This window comes from Geodermatophilus sp. URMC 63 (assembly GCF_053502565.1).
This window is the reverse complement of record NZ_CP199956.1, coordinates 4,366,975-4,390,149: the sequence shown is the minus strand read 5'-3', so window position 1 is coordinate 4,390,149 and position 23,175 is coordinate 4,366,975. Positions and strand designations below refer to the sequence as shown.

Genomic DNA, 23,175 nt, shown 5'->3' with positions numbered 1-23,175 from the left:
GCCGGTGAGCGGACTGCTGGACCCCACCCACCTGGTCGACACGTTCGGCCTGGCCGGCGCGATGCTGGTCCTGTTCGCCGAGTGCGGCCTGCTGCTGGGCTTCTTCCTCCCGGGGGACTCCCTGCTGTTCACCGTCGGTCTGCTGGTGGCCGGCGGGCTGGTCGCGCCGCTGTGGCTGGTGCTGCTCCTGCTGCCGCTCGCCGCGGTGGCCGGCAACCTCGTCGGCTGGTGGATCGGCCGCACCGCCGGCCCGGCCGTCTTCCAGCGGCCGGACTCCCGACCGTCCCGGCGCCGCTCGGTCGAGCGGGCCCGGGCGTTCTTCGACCGCAACGGCGCCCGGACCGTCGTCCTGGCGCGCTTCGTCCCCGTGGTGCGCACGGTCGCCACCGTCATGGCCGGCGTGGCGGGGATGGACCTGCGGCGGTTCGCCCTCCACAGCCTGGTCGGCGGGCTCGCCTGGACGACGGGCGTGACGCTGCTGGGCTACTGGCTGGGGCAGGTCGCCGTCGTGCGCGACCACGTCGAGCCGTTCGTCGTGGCCGTGGTCGCGCTCTCGCTGGTGCCGGTCGCGGTCGAGGCCCTGCGCGCCCGGCGGGGCGGCTCGCGGGTGCACTCCTCCTCGGTGCCGGACTGACCGTGCCGGCCCGGCGACGGCTCACGGCCGGAGAGGACGCGGGGCCGGATCCGTTCAGGCGCCGGTCAGGTGGCCCGGCGACGGTGGTCCGGTGACCACGGTGATCGTCCTGGCGGCGCAGTACCTCCTGCTCGGGCTGGCGCTGGTGGCCGGGCTGGTGTGGCTGGTCCTCGACCGGGCCGGGAAGCTGCGCCTGGCCGTGGCGGCCGGGACCGGCCTGGCGGTGCTCGGGCTGGGCATCTGGATCGCCGGGCACCTGCACGACGACCCCCGCCCGTTCGTGCAGGACCTGTCGGTCCACCCGCTGTTCCCGCACCCGGCCGACAACGGGTTCCCCTCCGACCACGCCGCGGCCGGCGGGTTGCTGAGCGCGCTGGTGCTGCGCCACCGCCGCGCGGTGGGCGTGCTCGTCGGCGCCGGGGCGGTCCTCGTCGCCCTCGCCCGGGTCGCCGCGCACGTCCACCACGTCCAGGACGTCGTGGCCGGGCTCCTGCTGGGCCTCGTGGCCGGGGCCGTCGGCCTCGTGGTCGCCGAGCTCGCCGGGTCCCGGCTGCTCGCCCGCACGGGTCGTCGGGTCGTTCAGCGCAGGGGGCGCAGCGGTGGCGCCGGGCGGATCGTGGTGTCGACGGCGCCGAGCAGGTCGACCTCGAGGCGCACCCGGTCGCCGGGCCGCAGGTACGGGTAGGCCGCGGGACCGTGCACCGCCGAGAGCTCGAGGATGCAGCCGGTGCCGACCGTGCCGGTGCCCAGGACGTCCCCGGGGCGCAGCTGCGTGCCGCGGGAGGCATAGGCCAGCAGCTGGCCCACGCTCCAGTGCAGGTCCGACAGCCGGCCCTCGCTCCACAGCTCACCGTTGACCAGCGCGCGCATGCCGAGGTCCGGTGCGGTGCCCGTGCCGCGGTCGGGCAGCTCGTCGGGCGTGACGAGGTGGGGCCCCAGGCTGGTGGCGCCGTCCTTGCCCTTCGCCGGTCCCAGCCCCAGGGCCATCTCGCGCGCCTGCAGGTCCCGCGCGCTCCAGTCGCACAGCACCGTGTACCCGGCGACGTGCGCCTCGGCCGTGGCGGGGTCGAGGTCGCCGCCGCCGGTGCCGACCACGACGCCGACCTCCAGCTCGTAGTCGAACGCCGACGAGCCGGGGGAGACGGCCACGTCGTCGGCCGGGCCGACCACGGCTGCGGGGTTGGTGAAGTAGAAGACCGGCAGCTCGTACCAGTCGGGGTGCACCGGCCGCCCCAGCGCGGCGCTGGCGGTCACGACGTGCTGCTCGAAGGCCATGAAGTCCCGCACCGACGGCGGCGTGGGGACGGGGGCCCGCAGGCGCACGCTGCCCTCCGGAAGGACCTCGACCGGGGCGCGCAGGGCGCGGTCGGCGGCATCGGCCAGCGCCTCGGGGGCCAGCAGGTCGACCAGCCGGCGGTCGGGCAGGCCGTGCAGCGCGCCGTCGACGACGAGCGCGACGTGGTCGGCCCCGTCGCGAGGTGAGACGTAGGTGGCGAACCGCACGGTCGGACCTCCTCGGGGAACCCGGTCATGCCACACACCGGACGGCACCGCGTCAACCCGGCGGTCCGCGTCGGTGCCGGTGACCGGCCGTCCGGCACCGTGCGGCACCGTGCGGCACAGTCGCGGGGCCGGGACCGTCCAGCAGCCGACCGGCCCGCGCCTGAGGAGGTGGACGCGTGCACGGTTCCTCCGTCCCGCTGTGGCAGGACGAGCCGTACCGCCCGCGCGCCCCGCTGGAGGGGGAGGCGCGGACGGACGTCTGCGTGATCGGCGCCGGTGTGGGCGGCCTGGCCACCGCGCGGCGGCTCATCGATGCCGGCCTGTCGGTCGTCGTGCTGGAGCGGCACGAGGTGGCCTCCGGCGCGAGCGGCCGCAACGGCGGCTTCCTCATCGCCGGTGCCGCGCCGATGTACCACGACAGCCGCCGCCTCTGGGGACGCGAGCGGGCGGCCGCCGTCCACCGCGCGACGCTGACCGCCCAGCGCGAGCTGCTCGAGGTGGCCGGGTCCGTCGGCGCGCGCCACCACTTCCGCGTCGGCGGGCTGCTGCGGCTCGCCGTCGACGCGGACGAGGCCGGCGACGTCCGGGCGAACGCCGCCGCGCTCGCCGAGGACGGCTTCCCGGGACGACTGGTCGACGCCGGTGACCTCCCGGCCCCGCTCACCCGGCCCGACCGGGCCGGGCTGTTCCTCCCCCACGACGGATCGGTGCACCCGGTCCGCTGGCTCCGCGCGCTCGCCGGCGTCCTGGCGTCCCGCGGCGTGCGGCTCTTCGAGCACTCGGCGGTGGTCGGACCACCGGCCGCCGACGGCGACGGCGTCCGCGTGCGGACCGCGGCGGGGGTCGTCCGGTGCGACCGGGCGGTCGTGGCCGTGGACGGCGACCTGGCCGCGCTCGTGCCCCCGGCGGGGGCCGTCCGCCCGCGGCGCCTGAACGCGCTCGCCACGGCACCGCTGCGCCGGGCGGTCCTCCCGTTCCCCGTCTACGCGCGCTACGGCCACGAGTACGCGCACCAGACGGCGGACGGCCGGATCGTGCTCGGCGGCTTCTCCGACCTCGACGGGGACGCGAGCTGGACGGCCCGGGCCGAGGTCTCCGCGCCCGTCCAGGCGCGCCTGGACCGGTGGCTGCTCGAGGAGCTCGGGGTGGAGGCACCGGTGACGCACCGCTGGGCGGGGGTCGTGGGCTTCGCCGAGGACCCCCTGCCCCGCTGCGGGCCGGTGCCCGGCACCGGCGGGCGGGTGCTCGCGCTGGGCGGCTACAACGGCACCGGTCACGTGCAGGCGTGGGTGGCCTCCCGCGTGGTGGCCGACCTCCTGGTGACCGGCCGGAGCCCGTCGGCCGGGCTCTACGCGCCCGTCGACGCCTGACGGGGCCGGGCCCGCCGCGGTCGCGGTCGGCCGGCCACACCGCGGGCGGGAGGCGGGCCCCGTATCCCGGTGGGGTGTCCCCCCCTCTGAGGAGTGGGGTCGGCGCGCGGCTGATCGGGGGTGCGCCCGATGGTCCGCCCGGCCGCCGGAGGACATCGTTGCCTCGTGCTGGAGAACCAGGACGACACCGCCGTCCCGAGGCCCGGGAACGGGCGTCGGTCACGCGAGAGGAGCACCGCCGTGTCCCGTCCCCGCCCGTGCCACCGGCACCCCGCGCACCGCTGGATCGCCGGCTGTGCCGACTGCACCGCCTGGCACCTGGCCGCCCAGCTCCCCCTGCGGCGCACCGCGTCGTCGCCCGGGTGAGCCGTCCGCGCGACCCCGCGCCGCCTCGCCCTCGTCCCCCACCCACCCCTCCGCCCGCGCCCGTCCGGAGCCCGCGGGAGACCCACGATCGGAGTTCGCCATGACCACCACCGTCGAGAGCCCGCTGGACGGCCTGCGCGCCGTCCTCGAGGTCGACTTCTCCCGGGCGCGGACCAGGCTCGCGGAGGCCCGCAGCCAGCAGCGTCGCAAGGACACCCCGAGCGCCCGCGCCGCCGTCGCCGCCCGCGGTGCCGAGATCGACGCGGTGCTCGACATGTACCTCGCGGCCCGAGCAGCCCCGGCCTGAAGGGACGGTTCCCCGGCCTCCCGGCAGGTCCGCACCGCCGGTTCAGGCCGCGAGGTCCAGCACGGTCAGCGTGCCGCCGTCCAGGTCGCTCACGTACCCCGTGGTGCCGTCGGGCAGGACGGCGAGGGACGTCGGTGACGGACCGGTGGGGATCGTGGCGGTCACGGTGAGACCGTCCGCGCTGATCACCGAGACGGAGTCGTCGCCGTTGTTGACGACGTAGGCGAACCGGCCGTCGGGGGCCCAGGTGACGAACTGGGGGTGCGTCCCCACCGCGACCGTGCCGACCACCGCGTTGCTGTCCGTGTCGATCACCGAGACCGAGGCGGAGTCGAAGTTGACGGCGGCGACGAGGGGCCGCACCGGGTTCACGGCCACGCTGTGGGGGCTGTGTTCGACCGGGATCTCCGCGACGACGGTGTCGGTCGCCGGGTCGACGACGGAGACCAGGTCGGACTCGTGGTCGGCGACGTACGCGCGTGTGCCGTCGGGGGTGAAGTCGATCCAGTGCGGGTTGGCCGGCACCGTGAAGTCGTGGACGACGTCCCTGGTGCGGGTGTCGATCACCGAGATGGTGCCCGAGTCGTGGTTGGGCACGTAGAGCTCCTCCCCGTCGGCGGTGACCGCGGCGAGGAAGGGCCGGGTCCGGACGCCGATCGTGTCGACGACCGTGTTCGTCGTCGTGTCGAGCACGCCGACCGCCGCGACCGTGCGCGCGTCGTCCCACACGCTGACGTAGACCTCCCTGCCGTCGGGCGAGAAGGTCAGGAACTGGCTCGGGCCGGCCGTGACCGGGATCGTCGCGGTCACCTGCTCGGCCGCGGTGTCGACGACGGTGACCACCCCGGCGGCGCGGTTGGCGACGTAGAGCTGACGGCCGTCCGGCGCCGCCGCCACGAACCCCGGGGTCTCCCCGACCGGGATGGTGCCGGCCACGGACGGGACGGGCACGCTGGTCGCCACCTGCGGGGACGGCGACGCCTCGGACGAGGAGGAGGACGAGGAGGCGGACGAGGAGGGCGGGGAGCCGGCGCCCTCGTCGACGTCGCGCGGCGCCGGGCGCAGCACGAGGTAGATCCCGAGGCCGGCCAGCGCGACGACGAGCACCGCGGCGACGCCCGCGAGCAGCGGCCGGCGCCGGGAGCCCGACCCCGGCCCGCCCGGTGACGGCGATCCCGGCGGCGGGGTCCCCGGCCCGCGCGGCGGCCCGCTCGCGGCGGGAGCGGGCGGCGCCACGACCGACGCCACGGGGGACGGCCGTGTCCCGGGCTCCGGGTCCGACGTCCTCACCGCCGGACCGGCCGCGGCGCGCGGCGCGGGGACCGACGACGGGACCCGCCGCGGAGCCGGGGCAGCCGAGGCGGCGCGCTCGGCGGTCGTGTCCCGACCGGTCCGGGACCGGCCGAGGAGGGCCGCGCCGAGGGCCACGGCGTGCACGGGGTGGGCGCTGAGCACGGTGGGCCGCCCCAGTTCCTCCGAGACCATCCGCGCGACCAGCGGGATGCGGGAGGAGCCGCCGACGAGGAGCACCGCCGTCAGCTCGCCCGCCTCGACCCGGGCCGTCCGCAGTGCCCGGTCGAGGGTGCCGATGGTCGACTCGACCGCTGCCCGGATCATGTTCTCGAACTCGGCGCGGTTGAGCGGGACCTCGACGTGCCTGGTCGGCAGGAACACCGGGATGGTCGTCTCCGGCTCGGTCGACAGCGTCTCCTTCGCGAGGACGCAGTCCTGGCGCAGCCGGGTCAGCGCGACCACGGTCCGTGGATCGCCGGTGTCCAGCTCGGACAGTGCCCCGCCCGAGACGTTGTCGACGTGGGTGAGGACGGCGTCGTCGAAGTCCGCCCCGCCCAGGCGCTCGATCCCGTCCGGCGTGCCGAGGACGTCGAAGCCGGTCCTGCTGCGACGCAGGACCGTGGCGTCGAAGGTGCCCCCGCCGAGGTCGTAGACGGCGATGGTCTCGCCCTCGGCCAGCCGGTGCGTCGTCGCGTGGTGCGCCGCGGCGGCCTCCGGCTCGGGAACGTACCGGGCCGTGGCCAGCCCCGCGGACGCGGGGACCTCCTCGAACAGCTCGCGGCGGAAGGGTCCCCAGGTGGCCGGGTGGGTGAGCACCACCTCGCCGGGGTCCTCGCCCTCGACCTCGCGGACCCGCCCGAGCACGTCCCGCAGCAGGGCGGCCAGCAGGACGGTCGGTGTGTGGGGACGGCCCCCGAGGACCAGGGGGTCGGGGTTCCCGAGGCTGCGCCGCACCTCCCGCGCGACCCGGTCCGGGCTGCTCGCGGCGCGCCGGGCCGCCGCGTCGCCGGTCACCAGCCGGCCGTCGTCCCGGACGAGGACGACGGCGGGGACGACCAGGGAGCCCTCACCGAGCGGGAACACGTCGACACCCCGGTCGCGGCCCACGGCGGCCGCGACGGAGGTCGTACCGAGGTCCACCCCGAGGCTGTGGGTCACGACGCTCCCCTCAGGAAGAGCCGCATCGTATCGGCCCCCGCGCGGGCACCGGCCCGGATCGGGAGCGGGAGGTCGACGCCGCGCCGGTGGGGTTGTCCCCACCCGAGGTCGGGGGCGGTCCCCCTGGCGCCGGGGGAGGGGCGCCGGGAACCATTCGACGATGGCGCGTGAACCCGCCCCCGGCGCAGGAGAGGTCCTGGCCCCCGCCGCCGGCCCCGGCGACCGGTCGCCGGGGAACCCGGTGCCCGGCGGGGCGCCGCGGCGGGCGGAGCGTGAACGGTGGCTGCGGCGGCTGCGGTTGCAGCGCCAGCTGCACGACGGTGCCTCGCTGCGGATCTCCGCGCTCGCGCTGCAGCTCGGCGTCTTCCGGAGCCGGGTGCCGGACGGGGAGACGGACCTGCGCGCGTCGGTCGACGGGCTCCAGGACCAGTTGCACGCCGTGCTGCAGGAGCTGCGGCAGGTCGCGCGGGAGATCTACCCCCCGTTGCTCGACCAGGCCGGGCTGCAGGCGGCGCTGTGCGAGGCCGCCGACGGCATCGACGTGCCCGTGGTGATCACCGCGCCGGTCGGGCGCCTGGACCCGGCCGTCGAGGGCGCCGCGTACTTCGCGGTCACCGACTGTCTGCGCGCCCTGGAGCCCGGTGGACCCCCGGCCGGGGTGACCCTCCGGGGAGGGGGGGACGTGCTGGGCATCGTCGTCGACGGGGTGCCGGTGCGGCTGGCCTCCGTCATGGGGGACCAGGTCCGGGGACTGGGGGGCGAGGTGACCACCGCGGGTGGGCCCGGGACCGGCTCGATCACCGTGAGCATCCCGTGCGGGTAGCCCTGGCCGAGGACGGGGCCCTCTTCCGCGAGGGCCTGCTCATGCTGCTGCGTGCCGCGGGTCACGAGGTGGTCGGCTGCACCGCCGACGGGGACGCGCTCGTCGACCTGCTGGCCGACCAGCCGGTGGACGTCGCCATCCTCGACATCCGCATGCCGCCGGAGCCCGACGGCGGGCTGGTCACCGCCGAGCGGCTGCGGGCCGCCCACCCGGACATGGGGCTGCTGTTCCTCTCCCACTACGCCGAGAGCCACTACCTCGTGCGGATCCTGCAGATCGGCACCGACGGCATCGGGTACCGGCTCAAGGAGAAGGTGGGCAGCGTCGACGTGCTCACCGACACCCTCACCCGCATCCGCGACGGCGAAATCGTCATCGAGCCGGTGCTGGCCAAGCGGCTGGTGCAGCGCCCCCAGGGGGACCGCAAGCAGGCCGTCGACTCCCTGTCGGCGCGGGAGCTCGAGGTGCTGGGGCTGATGGCCGAGGGCCGCTCGAACAACGGCATCGCCACCGAGTTGTTCGTCACGCAGAAGGCCGTGGAGAAGCACATCGCCAACATCTTCGACAAGTTGGGCCTGCCCAACGACGCCACGGCGCACCACCGCCGGGTGCTCGCGGTGCTCACCTACCTGCGCTCGCAGCGCGACGACGGCTGACCGGCGCGGGGGAGGGTTGGCCCCACCCGCCGACCCCCCTAGCGTGGGAACGGACCCGATTCCGGACCGACCGCCGAGGGCCGGGGGTGGTGATGACCCGGGCTGCCGCGCTCCGCTGGCTGCTGGTCGCCGTGCCCGTGGCCGCGCTGCTGGTCGTCGTCCAGGGCGTCGGGGACGCGGTGGGCTCTCGGCAGGTCGCGGTCCTGCTGCCGTTCGCTGCGGTGGCGCTGGCCGCGGCGGCCCTGGGCCCGGTCCTGCCGGTGCTCGACCGCCTGGTCGCCCGGGTGGCCCCGCACCGCGCGGTCAGCCCGGACGCGGCGCTGGCCGACGCGGCCCGGCGCAGCCGGACGGGGACGCTGGAGGAGACCCTGCCCGGGCTGGCGGAGACGGTGGCCGCCGGCACCGGGGCGCGGCAGGCGGCGGTCTGGCTGGCGGTGGAGGACCACCTCGTCGAGGCCGCGCGCCACCCCCCGCGGCCGGAGCCGGCGGACTCCCCGGAGGAGACCGTCCCGAACCTCGCCGTCCTGCTCGAGCGGCCGGACACCGACCAGGTCGCCCCGGTGCTGGACGGGCCGCACCTGCAGGCCGTGCTGGCGATCAGCAAGCCGGCGGCGGTCACCACCGCCGACCGCCGGCTTCTGCAGGACATCGCGAACGGCGCGGGCCTGCTGCTGCGCGTCGTCGCCCTCAACGCCGAGCTCGCGCGGCAGGTGCGGCGGGCGGCGGACCTGGCCGACGAGCTGCAGGCGTCGCGACGGCGACTGGCCTCCGCCCGCGACGTCGAGCGGCGGCGCCTGGCCGGTGAGATCTCGCACGTCACCAGCGACCGGATGGGCCGGCTGCGGGCCGAGCTGGCGGCGGCGCGGGCCGCGCTGGACGCCGTCCCGGCCGAGCCCGGACCCGTGCGGGAGGCGCTGTCCCGGGCGCGCGTCGAGCTGGACTCCCTGCTGGAGCGCTTCCGCGCCGTCGCCCGCGGGGTGTACCCGGCGGTGCTGCGCGACCAGGGCCTGGCGGCGGCCCTCGAGGAGCTGGTGGCCGACCTCCCCCGGCCGGTCCACCTCTCCGGCGGCACGCGGCGACGGCTGGGCTGGGAGATCGAGTCCGGGGTGTACTTCGTCACCGCGTCGGCGCTGCGCGTGCTCGCCGGCCGCCCGGCCGAGCCGGGGATCGGGGTGTGGCTCGACCACGCCGAGGGGCGGGTCGGCGTCTGCATCGAGGACCCGGCGCCGCCCGTGCCCCGCGAGCGCCTCGGGGCCCTGCTCGCCGACGACGCCGAACGGCTCGCCGCGCTCGGCGGGACCCTGGAGCTCCCCCCGGGCGAGCCCGGCCCGGTCCTGCTGCGGGCCTGGCTGCCGGACCGGCTCGAGCCGATCGCCGACGCCGACGCCGACGTGGACACCGCAGTCGACGCCGCGACCGGGTCGGCGGTCCGGTGACCGCGCCGCGTCCTGCCCGCACGGCAGCCGCGGCCGTCCTGCTGGTCTGCGCGGTGCTGTCGGTCGGCTGGCTCGTCCTCGGCGTGGTCGTGACCCTGGCGGCGCACGCGCCGGGTGCCGTCCCGGGGTTCCCCGCGGGGCACGGCAGCTGGGCCCGCGGCGTCCTCGCCGGGGTGTCTCGCAGCCAGCCGCTCGCCCCGGCCGTGCTCGACTCCGTGCTGGGCCTGGTCCTCCTGGGCGCGGGGGCCGCCGCGCTGGCGGTCCGGGACCGTGCCCGTCCGGTCCGGCTCCTGGGCCTCGCGCTGGTCACCGTGGCCGGTGCCTTCAGCCTGCAGTCCGCGGCGGCGGCCGCGGTGGTCGGCACCGTGACCGGGTCCCCGATGGCCGGCGTCCTGCCGCAGCGGGTGCTCCCCGTCGTGGCCTCGGCGGCCTACGCCACCGCGGTGCTCGTGTCGTGCTCCCCGACGTTCCCGAGCTCACGCCGGGGAGTGCTGCGCCGCCCGCCGGTGGTCGCCGCCGTCGGGGGAACGGCGGCCCTCGCGGCCGTCCCCGCGCCGCTGTCCCTGCGCTGCGTGCTCGTCATGGTGTTCGCCGTGCCGCTCACCGGGGTCGCGGCGGCGCACGGCAGGCTCGGCGCTCCCGACGGCGGCCGGCTCTCCGCGCAGGCCCGGTGGCTGGCGGGCGTGCTGGCCGCCGTCGCGGTCGTCGGCGGAGCGCTGGCCGTCCTGACCGCGCTGCCGTGGCCCGGCGGGTGGACCGGCCCCGTGCCCGTCGACCCTCCCGGTCGACCTGCGGCAGGACAGCAGACCGCGCTGCTGTTCTGGTCCGCCCGGCTGTCCGGTGCCGTCGTCGCCGGGGCGGTGCTCGTGGCCGCCCGGCGGACCGCCGGACAGCCGTCCGGCCGCGGGATCGCCGTCGCGCTGGTCACGGCGCTGGTCGGCGCCGGCTACGTCGCGGTGCAGGTCGCGGTGGGGAGGGCCGCCGGTCCCGGCCTCGGGACGGCGGTGGCCACCCTGGTGGCGGCGGCGGCCTTCCTGCCCGCCTGCGTCCTGGCCGACCGCACGGCCGACCGGCTCCTGTACGGGCGGCGGCCGGCGCCCTACGGCGTCCTGGCCCAGCTCGCCGCGCTGCCCCGGCCCACCGGCCGCGACGTGCCCGACCTGGCCCGGGTGGTGGAGGCCGTGGGGCGCGGGCTGGGCGCGACCGCCTGCCGGCTGGTCGTGCACCGGCCGGGTCTGCGCGACCGGTCGTACGGCTGGACCAGGCCGGGGGAGGAGGAGGCCGCCGCGCTGGTCGAGGTCGCGGTCCGGCACCGCGGCGAACGGGTCGGCACCCTCGCCGTGGACCCCGCGACGGTGGCCGGTCTGCAGGGGCAGCGGGCACGACTGCTGGAGGCCGTCGCCGGCAGCCTGGCCGTGGTGCTGCAGGCGGCCCGCTCGGGCACCGAGCTGGAGCGCCAGCTCCGGGCGGCGCTGGCGCACGCTGCCGAGATCGCCGCCGCGCGCCGCCGGGTCGTCGCCGAGACCGACCGCGAGCGGCGCCGCATCGAACGGGACCTGCACGACGGTGCCCAGCACCACCTGGTCTCGTCGAGCCTGGTGCTGGGGCTGGTCGAGCACCACCTGGGCGCCGGGCGGCCGGCGGAGGCGCGCGCCCAGCTGGACCGGTTCGCCCAGCAGCTCGACGAGGCCGAGGCCGTCCTGGAGCGCACGGCCACCGGGGTCTCCTCGCCGGTGCTGGCCGAGCGCGGCCTGGTCGCCGCCCTGCACGCCGAGTACGACGGCGGGCTCCTGCCGGTCACCCTCGACACCAGCGGAGTGGCGCCCGGCCTGCGCGCTGCGCCCGAGGTGGAGGCAGCGGTCTACTTCTGCTGCCTCGAGGCGGTGGGCAACGCGCGCAAGCACGCGCCCGGCGCCCCCGTCGAGGTGCGCCTGGCCGTCGCCGGCGCACACCTGGGCTTCACGGTCCGCGACGAGGGCCCCGGCTGGGACGTCGATGCCGCCTCCGGCGCTCCCGGACGGGGCCTCCGCAACGTGGTGGCCAGGATCGGCTCGGTCGGTGGGCGCGTCGACGTCCGCTCGGCACCCGGCGCGGGCACGACGGTCGAGGGCCGCGTCCCGCTGCCCGGAGGCGCCGTGCCCGGGAGCGGGCCCGCACCGGCCCTCCCGCTGCTCGGCGACGTCCGAGCCGCGGTGCGGATCGCCGGTGACCTGTACCGCGACACCCCCCACGCCGAGCGGCTCCGCGCGCTCGCCGGCCACCTCGCCGGACCGGTGCGGGTGGCCGTCGTCGGACCCCCGGGTGCCGGGGCGGCCGATCCGGCGGCGGGCACGCTCGCCGCCGCCCTGTCCGCCGACCCGGCCCTGCAGGCCACGCGGATCGGAGTGCCGCCCGATCCCGGGAACCCCGTCGCCGACGCCCGCCTGCTGCTCCTGCGCGCGCAGGGGCCGTGGCCGGAGGAGGGCGGCGGGCCGGACCCGGACGGCGACCCGGGACCGGTGCGGCCGACCCGGACGATCGGCGTGCTCCTCGATCCGGAGGCGGCCGGTGGGCGCCCCGGTCCCGACGTCCTCCCTCCCGCCGTCCGTCGCCGGTGCCGGGCGGTGGTGCCGGTCGCCGACGGCCTGGTCCGGGCGGCCGCGGTGCTGGACGACGCCGACCACCGCGCGCTGCTCCGGACACTGCACCCGGCCGGCCCCGGAGCCGCCGCCGGCGTCGTCCCGCTGGAGCTCGTGGAGCGGCTCGGCGAGGACGGTGCCCGGTGCGCGGTGGAGCTGGTCCGCACCGGTGCGGCGCCGACCCGTGCCGCGCTCGTGGAGGCGCTCCGGTGGAGGAGCGGGCTGAGCCGGTTGCGGGAGGTCGTCGTCACGGCGTTCGTCGGCCGCGCTCCGGTGGTCGCTGCGCGCACCGTGCTCGGGGCTCTCGAGGCCCTGGTCCGGACGGCCCCGCCGCCGGGTGACCGCGCAGCGCTCCTCTACGCGCTCGACCGCATCCGGTCCGGCGCTCCCGAGCTCGCGGAGCTCGACCTGCTCGACGCCCTGTACGCCGGGGAGGTCGAGCTCCCGGACGGCGACCGCCTCGCCGCCGAACGCCTGCTCGGCGGCCGCGGGGACCAGTCGTGGGCCCGGCTGGGGTGTCCTCCCCAGGCCGGCCGCGAGGAGCTGGCGCGAGCCGCGGCGCGGGAACTGGCCCGCTGGCAGCGGACGGCCCGCAACCCGGTGTCGCCGACCGCCACCCGGGCCGCCGCCGAGCTGCTGGCCGGCACGTGCCGGCGGCTGTCCCCACCTCCTGCCGGTGGGGTCGGGACCGACCGCGTCAGCGGATGACCCGCAGCAGCCGGGTCTCGGCGGCCGCCAGCTCCCGGCGCGGGGTCGGCAGGAGGACGCCGCGGGCCCGCGCCCGCATCTGCCGGATCGAGTCCAGGTCGGCGGCGATCTCGCCCATGGCGACGCCGGCCTGCTCCGCGGCGTCCGCGGCCGCGCGAGCCGCCCGGTACTGCTGGTCGAGCAGCTCGGCGCGCCGTCCGACGGCGGCCGCGGTGGCGTCCCGGAGCTCCTGCTGGAGAGCCCGGAGCGCGTCGCGGGCCTGTTTGCCGAGGGCGAGGTGCCAGTCGTCGCTGCGGGTCCGCAGGGTCGCCCGCACCCGGGTGCGGCGCGCCTCCCGCTGCTGGTGACGCTCGACGGTCCACGCGGCCCCACCCATGGTGAGCGCTCCGGCGACGGAGCAGACCAGGAACACCCAGGCCGGCAGGGCCAGGCCGAGGAACCGCGGGATGACGACGCCCATCAGCAGCCCGCCGTAGGTGGGCATCCCGACGGTGAGCAACCGCGCAGCCGCCCGGGACGGAGCCGGGGTCGCCGGCGGACGGGCGGGGAGCCCGGCGACCAGCTGGGCGGCCGTCCGGGCCGACGGCGCCCGGACCGGGAGCGCGTCCGGCAGCTCCAGCTGGGCGGCGAGCCGGGCCGCGACCGCCCGCGCGCCGTCGCGCAGCAGCCGCTGGACGGCGGCTGCCTCGGCGATGAGGCGCTCGGTCAGCCACTGGTCGAGCCGGTCGGCGCTCCTCGCGCTCCGGGCGGCCGCGATCGCCTCCTCGGCCTCGGCCACGACGGTGCGGATCCCGTTGAGCACGCCGTAGTCCACGTCGGAGGAGACGGCGGCGAAGCCCTCCGCCAGGACCTGGCCCCAGGTGCTCGCGCGGGCCTGGAACTGCTGCAGCAGGTCCCGCGCCCGGTCGCGCTCGCCGCGCAGCCGGGGGGCGAGGCCGGGATCGGCCAGGGTGGCGCGGCGGGTGCGGAGGTCGACCTCGAGGGTGTCGAGCGCGTGCAGGACGGCCTTGGCGGCGTCGCGCACGGCGTCGGCACGGGGGGAGGCCGGGGCGTCGAGCGCGTCCCGGGCGGCGGTCAGCCGGCGGACGAGGTCGGGACGTGCGTTGGCCTCGGCGCCCTGCAGGGTGAGGTCCACAAGGTCCCGGGCGGTTGCGACTGCTCCGCTGGTCGCGGTGTCCGGGCCCAGCCGGGGATCGGCGTTCACGGTGAGGTCCTCCTCGTCGGCACGTGCCGGGTACGGGGGCGAGCCCGGGCGGGAACCGCCCGGGCTCGCCGGCTGGGAGGTGGGTCAGACCAGGAGGAAGTGGCTGGCGTCGCCGCCGTCGGCGCTGGCGGTGTTGGACTGGACGCCGCCGATGTTGACGTTGCCGGCGTTGACCGCCACACCGCCGTCGCCGCCGTCGCCGAACAGTCCGCCGGCGCCACCGTCCGCGCTGGCCGTGTTGGTCTGGCTGCCGCCGAAGTTGATGTTGCCGGCGTTGACCGCCACGCCACCGTTGCCGCCGTCGCCGTAGAGGGGGACGTAGGAGCTGTAGAAGGACATCGGGTTCTCTCTTCCGTGAGGGGGTTTCGCGGTCCGAACCGGCGGTTCGTGCCGTGAGAGAAGAATGCGCTCATCGGGAAAGGGGGACCATCGAGGTGTCCCTACAGAATGGCGAGGACCAACCCCCTTCTCGATGGGGGGAGGACCCCCGTGGTGGTGGGGTGGTGCCACCCCGACCACCGGGGAGCGGCACCGCAGCCGGCGTCCCCGGGCACGCGGACGAGCGAGCCCCGGGCGGGAGTCGCCCGGGGCTCGCTGGGAGGGAGATGTGGGTCAGACGAGGAGGAAGTGGCTGGCGTCGCCGCCGTCGGCGCTGGCGGTGTTGGACTGGACGCCGCCGATGTTGACGTTGCCGGCGTTGACCGCCACACCGCCGTCGCCGCCGTCGCCGAACAGTCCGCCGGCGCCACCGTCCGCGCTGGCCGTGTTGGTCTGGCTGCCGCCGAAGTTGATGTTGCCGGCGTTGACCGCCACGCCACCGTTGCCGCCGTCGCCGTAGAGGGGGACGTAGGAGCTGTAGAAGGACATCGGGTTCTCTCTTCCGTGAGGGGGTTTCGCGGTCCGAACCGGCGGTTCGTGCCGTGAGAGAAGAATGCGCTCATCGGGAAAGGGGGACCATCGAGGTGTCCCTACAGAATGGCGAGGACCAACCCCCTTTCCGGGAGTGGGGAGCACCCCCCTCTCGCCGCGCGGCCCAGGACCCGGCCCGCGCCGGGTCCTGGGCCGCGCGGGTGCCGGGTCAGACGGTCTCGGGCACCCGGAGGTGGGCGAGGACGAGGTCCATCTCGGCGACGTCGAGGACGTCGACGCCCATGGTGCGCACGCCCTCCTCCCGCAGGAGCCGGGCCTGCTCCCGGGTCCGCTCGAGGTCGGCGCGGCTGTCGAGGACGACCGTGCCGACGGCGTGGCCGCTGTCCCGGTCGAGGAGCAGGCTGAGGCTGCAGAAACCGGGCAGCTCCTGGATCCGCGGCACCATGTGGGTGCGGTACAGGTCGAGCACCTCGTCGGCCCGGCCCGGGTCGCCGCGGCTCCAGGTGAGCCGGGCGCAGGCGCCGTCCCGGGAGGGGTGCTCGCGGTGCAGGACCGCGATCTCCCACTCCTGCACCTCGAGGTCGTCGCCTGCTCCGAAGCGGTCCATCAGCTGCCAGCGCATGGGGGCGACGCGCTCGGCGCTGGCCTGCATCGCCTGCCGGTCCTCCCAGGCCGACGTCGCGATGCACCGGCCGCTCTCGCGGTCGCACGTCATCGACAGGCCGACGCAGCCGTCCATGTCCTGCACGGCCGGCCAGACCTCGTCCCGCACGTAGGCGATGGCGTCGTCGAGCGAGCCGGGGTTGCCGCGGATGGTGGTCGATCGGGCGTACATGCCGCCCTCCTCTCGGACCGGCGGCGACGCCCCTGCGGCATCGCCGCACGGCCGAGCGTCCTCCCTCGCGCAGCGCCGGACAACGGTCCTCCGCGCGCGGGGCGGCGTCCGTCCGGGGACGAGCGGACCGACCCAAGACGGGTTCCTCGACGACGAGGTCACACGAGGGCGAGGTCACACGAGGACGACGTCACACGAGGACGACGTCACACGAGGACGACGTCACTCGAAGACGATGCAGACCTTGCCCGCCGCGCCCCCGTCGGCGACGCGGTAGGCCTCGCCGGCCCGGTCGAGCCCGAAGCGGTGGGTGACGATGCGCTCCGGGTGCAGCTCCCAGCGCACCAGGTGCTCCAGCAGGTCCTCCATGTGCCGCAGCGAGGTCACCCACGAGCCGTGCAGGCTGATCTGCTTGTGGATGAGCAGCTCGGACACCGCGAAGGTGATCTGCCCGCCCTCGCCGACGAAGGCGCAGCGTCCCCAGGTCCGGGTGTTCTCCAGGGCGACCACGCGGGCGGCGCCGCTTCCGGAGCAGTCGATGCTGGCCTCGCAGCCGCGGCCGCCGGTCAGCTCCCAGATCGTGTCGGTGGCCCGCTCGTCGGCCGGGACGGCGTGGTCGACCAGGCCCAGCTCCTCGGCCATCCGCAGCCGCTCGGGAGCGACGTCGGTGCCGATGACCGGCCCGGCCCCCAGGGCCCGTCCGAGCATCGCGGCGGCCAGGCCGACCGGCCCGAGCCCGGTGACCAGCAGCCGGTCCTTCCCGGACAGCTGCAGCCGCAGCAGGCCCTCGTAGGCGGTGCCGAAGCCGCAGGACACCAGCGCCCCATCGACGTGGGACAGCGGCTCGGGCAGCAGGATGCAGGTGGCCTCCTCGGCGAGCAGGTACTCGGCGTGCCCGCCGTCGCGCTGCCAGCCGTGCGCCGCCCGCAGCGGCGAGGTGCACCCGATCATGTAGCCCGAGCGGCACTCCTCGCAGACGCCGCACCCGGCGATGTGGTAGACGACCACGCGGTCGCCGGGCCGCAGCCGGCGGGTGCCGGGGCCGACGGCCACGACCTGACCGCACGGCTCGTGCCCGGCGATGACGCCCTGGTAGGCCTCCGGGTCGGTGCCCAGGTGCTCGCGGTAGATGGCGCGGATGTCGCTGCCGCAGATCGAGGACGCCTTCATCGCGAGCAGGACCTGACCGTGCCCGGGTTCGGGCACCTCGACCCGGACGTGCTCGACGGTGCTGTCGCCGAGCAGGCGGACGCCGGCCATCTCGGACATCAGCTCTCCTCCGCCGTCGCGGGGGAGGCCCCGACCCGCCTCACCGGCCGAGTCCGAGGGCGCGGACGGCGTTCTGCTTCATGATCAGCGGCTTGACCTCGTCGCGGATCTCGAGCGCCTCGAAGTCACGGATCCACCGCTCGGGGCGGATGAGCGGGTAGTCCGAGCCGAACAGCACCTTCTCCCTGAGCAGCGTGTTGGCCGCGCGGATCAGCTGGGGCGGGAAGTACTTCGGGGACCAGCCGGAGAGGTCGATGTAGACGTTGGCCTTGTGCTGGGCGACGGCGATCGCGGCGTCCTGCCAGGGCACCGAGGGGTGGGCCATGATGATCGTCAGGCCGGGGAAGTCGGCGGCGACGTCGTCGAGCAGCATCGGGTCGGAGTAGCGCAGCTTGATGCCCCGCCCGCCGGGCAGTCCGGAGCCGATGCCGGTCTGGCCGGTGTGGAACAGCGCGGGCACCCCGAGGCTCTCCAGCTCCGCGTAGAGCGGGTGGTGCGCGCGGTCGTTGGGCAGGAAGTCCATCAGGCTGGGGTGGAACTTGAAGCCGCGGACGCCGTGCTCGGTGACCAGGCGCCGGGCGGCGCGGACACCGGCGACGCCGCGGTGCGGGTCGATCGAGCCGAACGGGATGAGCACGTCGGGGTGCTCCGCGGCGGCCTGCGCGATCTCCTCGTTGGACAGGGCCGGCTGCCCGGTGGCGGCCTCGGCGTCGACGGTGAAGACGACCGCGGCCATCTGCCTCGACCGGTAGTCGGCGGCGATGTCGGCGACGGTCGGGTCGTAGGGGTCGCCCTTGAAGTACTTCGCGGCCGCCGCGTTCAGTTCGTCGTCCAGGGCCAGGTGACCGGAGGAGTCGGCGTGGACGTGCACGTGCACGTCGATGGCCACCAGCGCGTCGAGGTCCAGCCCGCTCACCGCAGCACCGGCCGCAGGGGAGGCGGCGGTCGAGGAGGCGGTGTCGGTCGGGTCCACGAGGTCCTCCTGGGAGTGGGTGGGGCCGCCGGCCACCACCCTCCCCGGGTCGGGTACGGCACGCCAGGGGACGGTCCGCACGCGGCCGGGCGAGGCAGCGCCGTCCACCTTGACCCCGCAGGCGGGTGCGTGCGTTGATGAGCCACCCGTTCCGCTCCAGACGAACCGCTGGTGCGCTTCCCGGCTGTAGCGCGTCCGACCGGTGCCCGCCACCGGTCACCGGAGGGACGACATGCCCGACCACGACCGCGGGCGACCGGCGACCTTCGCCGCGCCGAGGATCGAGTCCGACCGCCTGGCCGACGGCCGCGTGCTGCTGCGCTCGGCCGAACCGCTGGCCGAGCACCCGGTCAGCGTCGTCTCCGAGTTCCGGCGGCACAGCGAGGAGCACCCCGAGCGGCTCCTGGTCGCCGAGCGCGGTGTCGACGGCGAGTGGGCCCGGCTGACCTGGGGCGAGGCGCGGGCGCAGGCCGACCGGCTCGCCCAGGGCCTGCTCGACCGGGGCCTGGCCGACCGCCCGGTGCAGGTGCTGTCGGGCAACAGCCGGCTGCACCTGCTCGTCACCCTGGCGGCGATGACCGTCGGCGCCCCGGTGGTGCCCACCAGCGTCGCCTACTCGCTGCAGAGCGCCGACCACGCGGAGCTGCGCGCGATGACCGACCTGGTGGAACCGGGGCTGGTCGTGGCCGAGGACGCCTCCTTCGCCGCGGCCGTGGCGGCCGTCGCCGGCGGGCGGCCGGTGCTCAGCCGGGACGGCGACCTGCCCGGCTCGGTCCCGGCGGCCGACCTCGGTGCCGACCCCACCGCCGACGTCGACCGGCGGTGCGCCGCGCTGAGCCGGCAGGACGTGGCCAAGATCCTGTTCACCTCGGGGTCCACCGGCAGCCCCAAGGGCGTCCTCAACACCCACGGCATGCTCATGGCCAACCAGCAGCAGATCCGCCAGGTCTGGCCCTTCCTCGTGCAGGAGCCGCCGGTGCTGCTCGACTGGCTGCCGTGGAGCCACACCTTCGGCGGCAACCACGACCTGGGCATGGTGCTGGCCAACGGCGGCACGCTGTGGATCGACGACGGGCGGCCCGCCCCGGCGCTGGTCGGCCGCACCGTACGCAACCTGGCCGACGCCCGCCCCACCCTGTACCTCAACGTGCCGGCCGGCTACGCCGCGCTGCTGCCGCACCTCGAGCGCGACCCGGCGGCCGCACGCGCCTTCCTCGGGCGCCTGCGGCTGGGCTTCTTCGCCGGGGCCGCGCTGCCGCAGCAGCTGTGGGACCGGCTGGAGGCGCTGGCCGCCGACCACGGCGCCTCGATGACGATGACCACCTCCTGGGGGCTGACCGAAACCGCGCCGGCCGCGACCTCGGCGCACTTCCCGATCACCCGCAGCGACGTCCTCGGCGTCCCCCTGCCCGGGGTGGAGCTGGCGCTGGTGCCGGTGGGGGAGAAGACCGAGGTCCGGGTGACCGGGCCCAACGTCACGCCCGGCTACCACCGCCGTCCCGACCTCACCGCGGCCGCCTTCGACGAGCACGGCTTCTTCCGCACCGGCGACGCCGTCGCGCTCGCCGACCCCGCCGACCCGGCGGCGGGCCTGGTCTTCCGCGGCCGGATCGCCGAGGACTTCAAGCTGTCCACCGGCACCTTCATCAGCGTCGGGACGCTGCGGCCCCTGCTGCTGTCGGCCGCCGAGGGGCTGTTGACCGACGCGGTGATCTGCGGCCAGGACGGCGAGCGCGTCACCGCCATGGTGTGGGTGCACCCCGACGCCGCCGGCCGCGTCGACGCCGACGGCGTCCCGGACGAGGCGCTGCGTGCCGACCTGGCCGCCACCCTGCGGCGCCTGGCCGCGCGGGGCGGCGGCTCCTCGCAGTGCGTCGAGCGCGTCCTGGTGCTCACCGAGCCGGCCCGCCTGGACGCCGGTGAGATCACCGACAAGGGCTACGTCAACCAGGCCGCCGTCCGCGACCGCCGCGCCGACCTGGTGGCGCTGCTGTCGAGCCGGCCGCTGCCGCCGCGGGTCGTCTGCCGGGAGGGCTGAGCTCCCCTCACCCGCCCGCGGTGAGCCGGGGGAGGACGGCCGCGGTGAACAGGTCGACCACCTCCCGCCGGCGGGCGCCGGTCCCGACCGGGGAGAACACCAGGGTCTCGGCGCCGGCGTCGGCGTACTCGCGGGCCCGGGCGAGCACGCGGTCGGGGTCGCCGTGCAGCAGGTAGCGGTCGGCGAGCGGCGCGAAGTCCTGCTGGTACACGGCGCTCACGCCGTCGACGACCTCCTGCCGGGCCCGGGCCGCGTCGGCGTCCACCCCGCCCCAGGAGAAGACCGCACCCCGGACGGCCGCGGGGTCCCGCCCCGCCCGCTCGGCCGCCTCGCGCACCTCGGCGAGGCTGCGGGCCAGCTGCTCGGGCGTGTACATGTACGGCATCCAGACGTCGGCGAACCGGCCGGCCCGCCGGATCGCCGGTGCCCGGCGGCCGCCGAGCCACAGCGGCGGGCCGCCGGGCTGCACCGGCCCGGGGGAGAGCGCCAGGCCCTCGATGCGGGTGTACCGGCCGGCGAACTCGACCGGGCCGCCGGCCCACAGCCGGCGCAGCAGGTCCAGCGCCTCGTCGGTGCGCGCGCCGCGCTGCCCGACGTCGACGCCGGCGGCGACGAACTCCGGCGGGTACTCGCCGCCGACGCCGACCCCCAGGTCGAAGCGGCCACCGGAGACCTGGTCGAGGGTCGTCGCCAGCTTCGCGGCCAGGGCGGCGGGATAGAGCGGCAGCACCGTCAGCGAGCTGAGCAGGCGGATGCGGTCGGTCGCCCCCGCGGCCGCGGCGAGGGCGACGAAGGCGTTGGACGGGGCGCCGTGGAAGAACAGGTGCTCGCCGGTGGCGATCCCGTCGTAGCCCGCGTCCTCCGCGCCGCGCGCCTCGGCGGCCACGGCGGTCTGGTCGGCGCCCAGCGTCAGGACGACCCGCACGGCACCTCCCCGTCGTCCAGGGCCCGGAGCATCACGAGCCGTCGGCGACGAGCTCGGTGTCCACCCCGATGCGGCCCACCTTCGACGCGCCGCCCGGGCTGCCCAGCGGCGCGTCGCGACCCGGGAGCGGCTCGACGAAGAACCGCCGGTTGTCGGCGACGTGCGGCTCGTTCTCCTCGGTGACCCGGCGGTCCTGCGAGATGGCCTCGACCGGGCAGACCGGCTCGCAGGCGCCGCAGTCGATGCACTCCTTGGGGTTGATGTAGAGCTTGCGGTCGCCCTCGTAGATGCAGTCGACCGGGCACTCCTCGACGCAGGACATGTCCGTGGTGTCGATGCACTCGGCGCCGATGACGTAGGGCACGGGGAGTCCTCCTGGCGGGTGTGGGGATCGGGGTCAGGCGCGCGTGGCGCTCACGCCGGGCCCCCGGTGATCGGCGTCAGGTCGGGCTCGGCCGCACCACCGAGGCGCTCGGTCGCCAGCTCGCGGATGCGGAAGCGCTGCAGCTTGCCGGTGGCCGTGGTGGGGAGCTCGTCGAACACGACGATGTGCCGTGGCCGCTTAAAGGCGGCCAGCCCGTCCCGGCACCAGGCCACGAGGTCCTCGGCGCCGGTGGCGGCCTGCGGGGTGAGGACGACGCAGGCGACGGGCTTGTCCAGGCCGGTCTCGTCGGGCACGGGGACCACCACCGCCTGTGTCACGTCGGGGTGGGCGCGCAGCCGCTCCTCCACCTCGGTCGGGGACACCCAGATCCCGCCGGCCTTGATGATGTCGTCGGTGCGGCCCAGTGAGCTGAAGTACCCGTCGGGGCTGCGCACGTAGGTGTCGCCGGTGCGCACCCACTCGCCCTGGAACACCCGGCGGGTCACCTCCGTGCGCGACCAGTAGCCGGTCGCCGCCGACGACCCCGTCACCCACAGGTTGCCGGGCGTGCCGTCGGGGACGGGCTGCCCGTCGTCGTCGAGGATCCGCGCGTCGTAGCCGGCGACCAGCTCGCCGGTGGCGCCCGGCCGGGTGCGGCCGGGCCGGCCGCTGATGAAGATGTGCAGCATCTCGGTGGAGCCGATGCCGTCGAGCATCTCCACGCCGAAGGTGCCCGTGAACCGCTCGAACAGCGGGGCCGGGAACGCCTCACCGGCCGACACGCAGGCGCGCACCCCGGTGAACGCGTCGGCGGGCAGGCCGGCCGCCAGCAGCGCCGCGTAGTAGGTGGGGCCGGCGAAGAAGAGCGTCGGCCGCTGCTCGCGCAGCACCCGCAGCGTCCCGGTGGGGCTGGGCCGCGAGCGGTCGAGGACCGTGCTCGCGCCGACCGAGAACGGGAACGTGAGCGTGTTGCCCAGGCCGTAGGCGAAGAAGAACTTCGCCACGGAGAAGGTGACGTCGTCGGGGCCGATCGCCAGGACGTCGCGGGCGTAGGTCACGGCGGTGTCGCGCAGCGAGCCGTGCCGGTGCATCGCGGCCTTGGGCGTGCCGGTGGTCCCGGAGGTGTAGAGCCAGAACGCGGGGGAGTCGGCGACCGTGGGGTAGGGCTGCGCGGCCTGCTCGGCGAAGTCCGCGCCGGCGGCGGTGAAGTCCGCCCAGGTGCGCACGCGCACCCCGGGGACCTCCGGCAGCGCGTCGGCGGTGAGGACGACGACGTCGGTCAGGTCCCGGCTGCCGGCGACCGCGGTCCCGAGCGCGGCGAACTCCGAGCTGAGCACCACCAGGCGGGCCCGGCTGTCGGTGGCCAGCACCGCGATGTCCTTGGGCGTGAGCATGGTGCTCACCGGCACCGGGACCGCGCCGATGCGCAGCCCGGCGAGGAAGGCGGTGAGCAGCTCGGGGGTGTCGCCCATGCACAGCAGCAGGCGCTCCTCCGGGCGGATCCCGGCGGCGACGAGGGCGGCGGCGAAGGCGCGGACGGCCGCGTCGATCTCGGCGTAGGTCAGGGTCCGGACGCTGCCGTCGAGGTCGATCGCCGTGATCGCGCGGCGGTCGGGCGTGGCGCGGGCGTGCCGGGTGACCAGCCACTCGGCGGCGTTGAACGGCTCGCCGGAGGGGACCGGCGCCTCGGGCCGCAGGGCGGCGGGGGAGGTGGGGACGGTGTCCAGGGTGGCCACGGTGCTCGACCCTTTCCGTGCCGGGGGACCGAGGCGGAGGACCGCTCGGGGGAGGGGAGGCCGGCCGCGTCGGCCGGCGTCGTGCGGGC

21 protein-coding genes are annotated in these 23,175 nt (G+C 76.5%); 10 read left to right on the top strand and 11 right to left on the bottom strand.

The genetic code is table 11. The annotated features are described in order from the left end of the window. Window positions 1–4: 4 nt before the first annotated feature. Window positions 5–634, top strand: coding sequence for a DedA family protein (locus ACWIZO_RS21385; RefSeq protein WP_448639634.1), 630 nt, complete (start codon window positions 5–7; stop codon window positions 632–634). Window positions 635–725: 91 nt separating this feature from the next. Then, complete coding sequence (locus ACWIZO_RS21380; protein WP_448639633.1) at window positions 726–1,319, top strand: phosphatase PAP2 family protein; 594 nt, start codon at window positions 726–728, stop codon at window positions 1,317–1,319. On the opposite strand, the gene ACWIZO_RS21375 is transcribed toward ACWIZO_RS21380, so the two are convergent. Then, window positions 1,214–2,137, bottom strand: a complete 924-nt coding sequence (locus ACWIZO_RS21375; protein WP_448639632.1) for a fumarylacetoacetate hydrolase family protein — start codon at window positions 2,135–2,137, stop codon at window positions 1,214–1,216. The genes ACWIZO_RS21380 and ACWIZO_RS21375 overlap by 106 nt on opposite strands. A 176-nt stretch (window positions 2,138–2,313) precedes the next feature. Between ACWIZO_RS21375 and ACWIZO_RS21370 the strand changes: the two genes are divergently transcribed. The 3 genes from ACWIZO_RS21370 to ACWIZO_RS21360 all read left to right on the top strand — a co-directional run bounded on the left by ACWIZO_RS21370 (window position 2,314) and on the right by ACWIZO_RS21360 (window position 4,180). Then, the gene (locus ACWIZO_RS21370) at window positions 2,314–3,507 is read left to right on the top strand and encodes an NAD(P)/FAD-dependent oxidoreductase (protein ID WP_448639631.1); all 1,194 of its coding nucleotides are present in this window, start codon (window positions 2,314–2,316) and stop codon (window positions 3,505–3,507) included. Between the two features lie 240 nt (window positions 3,508–3,747). Continuing rightward, the gene (locus ACWIZO_RS21365) at window positions 3,748–3,873 is read left to right on the top strand and encodes a hypothetical protein (protein WP_448639630.1); all 126 of its coding nucleotides are present in this window, start codon (window positions 3,748–3,750) and stop codon (window positions 3,871–3,873) included. Between the two features lie 100 nt (window positions 3,874–3,973). After that, the gene (locus ACWIZO_RS21360) at window positions 3,974–4,180 is read left to right on the top strand and encodes a hypothetical protein (protein WP_448639629.1); all 207 of its coding nucleotides are present in this window, start codon (window positions 3,974–3,976) and stop codon (window positions 4,178–4,180) included. A gap of 42 nt (window positions 4,181–4,222) precedes the next feature. Here ACWIZO_RS21360 and ACWIZO_RS21355 read toward each other — a convergent pair whose 3' ends face one another. Continuing rightward, the gene (locus tag ACWIZO_RS21355) at window positions 4,223–6,631 is read right to left on the bottom strand and encodes an Hsp70 family protein (RefSeq protein ID WP_448639628.1); all 2,409 of its coding nucleotides are present in this window, start codon (window positions 6,629–6,631) and stop codon (window positions 4,223–4,225) included. 160 nt (window positions 6,632–6,791) lie between these two features. Here ACWIZO_RS21355 and ACWIZO_RS21350 point away from each other — a divergent pair, with 160 nt between their 5' ends. The 4 genes from ACWIZO_RS21350 (at window position 6,792) to ACWIZO_RS21335 (ending at window position 12,872) form a co-directional block, all read left to right on the top strand. Beyond that, window positions 6,792–7,454 (top strand): sensor histidine kinase, encoded by a 663-nt coding sequence (locus tag ACWIZO_RS21350; RefSeq protein WP_448639627.1) that lies wholly within the window; start codon window positions 6,792–6,794, stop codon window positions 7,452–7,454. Next, a complete protein-coding gene (locus ACWIZO_RS21345) occupies window positions 7,445–8,110 on the top strand; it encodes a response regulator transcription factor (RefSeq protein WP_448639626.1) in 666 nt (221 codons plus the stop codon). Before ACWIZO_RS21350 ends, ACWIZO_RS21345 begins: the two co-directional genes overlap by 10 nt. Window positions 8,111–8,202: 92 nt before the next feature. Next, window positions 8,203–9,546, top strand: a complete 1,344-nt coding sequence (locus ACWIZO_RS21340; RefSeq protein ID WP_448639625.1) for a hypothetical protein — start codon at window positions 8,203–8,205, stop codon at window positions 9,544–9,546. Beyond that, entirely contained in the window at window positions 9,543–12,872 is a 3,330-nt protein-coding gene (locus ACWIZO_RS21335) for a sensor histidine kinase (protein ID WP_448639624.1), read from the top strand. The genes ACWIZO_RS21340 and ACWIZO_RS21335 overlap by 4 nt, the downstream gene beginning before the upstream one ends. Here the strand turns inward: ACWIZO_RS21335 and ACWIZO_RS21330 are convergent. The 6 genes from ACWIZO_RS21330 to ACWIZO_RS21305 form a co-directional block, all read right to left on the bottom strand. Then, complete coding sequence (locus tag ACWIZO_RS21330; RefSeq protein WP_448639623.1) at window positions 12,862–14,076, bottom strand: hypothetical protein; 1,215 nt, start codon at window positions 14,074–14,076, stop codon at window positions 12,862–12,864. The genes ACWIZO_RS21335 and ACWIZO_RS21330 overlap by 11 nt on opposite strands. A gap of 84 nt (window positions 14,077–14,160) precedes the next feature. Beyond that, on the bottom strand, window positions 14,161–14,415 hold the full coding sequence (locus ACWIZO_RS21325) for a hypothetical protein (protein WP_448639622.1): 255 nt from the start codon (window positions 14,413–14,415) through the stop codon (window positions 14,161–14,163). Window positions 14,416–14,688: 273 nt separating this feature from the next. Next, window positions 14,689–14,943, bottom strand: a complete 255-nt coding sequence (locus ACWIZO_RS21320; RefSeq protein ID WP_448639622.1) for a hypothetical protein — start codon at window positions 14,941–14,943, stop codon at window positions 14,689–14,691. A 211-nt stretch (window positions 14,944–15,154) separates the two neighbouring features. Then, window positions 15,155–15,781 carry an antibiotic biosynthesis monooxygenase gene (locus tag ACWIZO_RS21315; protein WP_448639621.1) on the bottom strand — a complete coding sequence of 209 codons (627 nt, stop codon included), beginning with the start codon at window positions 15,779–15,781 and terminating at the stop codon, window positions 15,155–15,157. Window positions 15,782–16,003: 222 nt separating this feature from the next. After that, window positions 16,004–17,050, bottom strand: coding sequence for a zinc-dependent alcohol dehydrogenase family protein (locus tag ACWIZO_RS21310; RefSeq protein ID WP_448639620.1), 1,047 nt, complete (start codon window positions 17,048–17,050; stop codon window positions 16,004–16,006). Between the two features lie 40 nt (window positions 17,051–17,090). Further along, on the bottom strand, window positions 17,091–17,957 hold the full coding sequence (locus tag ACWIZO_RS21305) for an amidohydrolase family protein (protein ID WP_448642985.1): 867 nt from the start codon (window positions 17,955–17,957) through the stop codon (window positions 17,091–17,093). A 298-nt stretch (window positions 17,958–18,255) separates the two neighbouring features. On the opposite strand from ACWIZO_RS21305, the gene ACWIZO_RS21300 reads away from it, so the two are divergent. Then, window positions 18,256–20,061: an AMP-binding protein gene (locus tag ACWIZO_RS21300; protein WP_448639619.1), complete on the top strand. Its 1,806-nt coding sequence runs from the start codon at window positions 18,256–18,258 to the stop codon at window positions 20,059–20,061. A gap of 7 nt (window positions 20,062–20,068) precedes the next feature. Here ACWIZO_RS21300 and ACWIZO_RS21295 read toward each other — a convergent pair whose 3' ends face one another. From ACWIZO_RS21295 to ACWIZO_RS21285, 3 genes are read right to left on the bottom strand one after another with little or no spacing between them, the layout of a single operon-like run. Further along, the gene (locus ACWIZO_RS21295; RefSeq protein ID WP_448639618.1) at window positions 20,069–20,986 is read right to left on the bottom strand and encodes an LLM class flavin-dependent oxidoreductase; all 918 of its coding nucleotides are present in this window, start codon (window positions 20,984–20,986) and stop codon (window positions 20,069–20,071) included. Window positions 20,987–21,017: 31 nt separating this feature from the next. Continuing rightward, on the bottom strand, window positions 21,018–21,350 hold the full coding sequence (gene fdxA, locus ACWIZO_RS21290) for a ferredoxin (protein WP_446760739.1): 333 nt from the start codon (window positions 21,348–21,350) through the stop codon (window positions 21,018–21,020). 50 nt (window positions 21,351–21,400) lie between these two features. Next, the gene (locus ACWIZO_RS21285; RefSeq protein WP_448639617.1) at window positions 21,401–23,086 is read right to left on the bottom strand and encodes a benzoate-CoA ligase family protein; all 1,686 of its coding nucleotides are present in this window, start codon (window positions 23,084–23,086) and stop codon (window positions 21,401–21,403) included. Window positions 23,087–23,175 lie beyond the last annotated feature (89 nt).

Bases quoted from the DNA above. Each gene is read 5' to 3' on its own strand.
- ACWIZO_RS21315 (WP_448639621.1), bottom strand. From the start codon at position 15,781: ATGTACGCCCGATCGACCACCATCCGCGGCAACCCCGGCTCGCTCGAC.
- ACWIZO_RS21350 (WP_448639627.1), top strand. From the start codon at position 6,792: ATGGCGCGTGAACCCGCCCCCGGCGCAGGAGAGGTCCTGGCCCCCGCC.
- ACWIZO_RS21310 (WP_448639620.1), bottom strand. From the start codon at position 17,050: ATGTCCGAGATGGCCGGCGTCCGCCTGCTCGGCGACAGCACCGTCGAG.
- ACWIZO_RS21340 (WP_448639625.1), top strand. From the start codon at position 8,203: ATGACCCGGGCTGCCGCGCTCCGCTGGCTGCTGGTCGCCGTGCCCGTG.
- ACWIZO_RS21360 (WP_448639629.1), top strand. From the start codon at position 3,974: ATGACCACCACCGTCGAGAGCCCGCTGGACGGCCTGCGCGCCGTCCTC.
- ACWIZO_RS21300 (WP_448639619.1), top strand. From the start codon at position 18,256: ATGCCCGACCACGACCGCGGGCGACCGGCGACCTTCGCCGCGCCGAGG.
- ACWIZO_RS21325 (WP_448639622.1), bottom strand. From the start codon at position 14,415: ATGTCCTTCTACAGCTCCTACGTCCCCCTCTACGGCGACGGCGGCAAC.
- ACWIZO_RS21320 (WP_448639622.1), bottom strand. From the start codon at position 14,943: ATGTCCTTCTACAGCTCCTACGTCCCCCTCTACGGCGACGGCGGCAAC.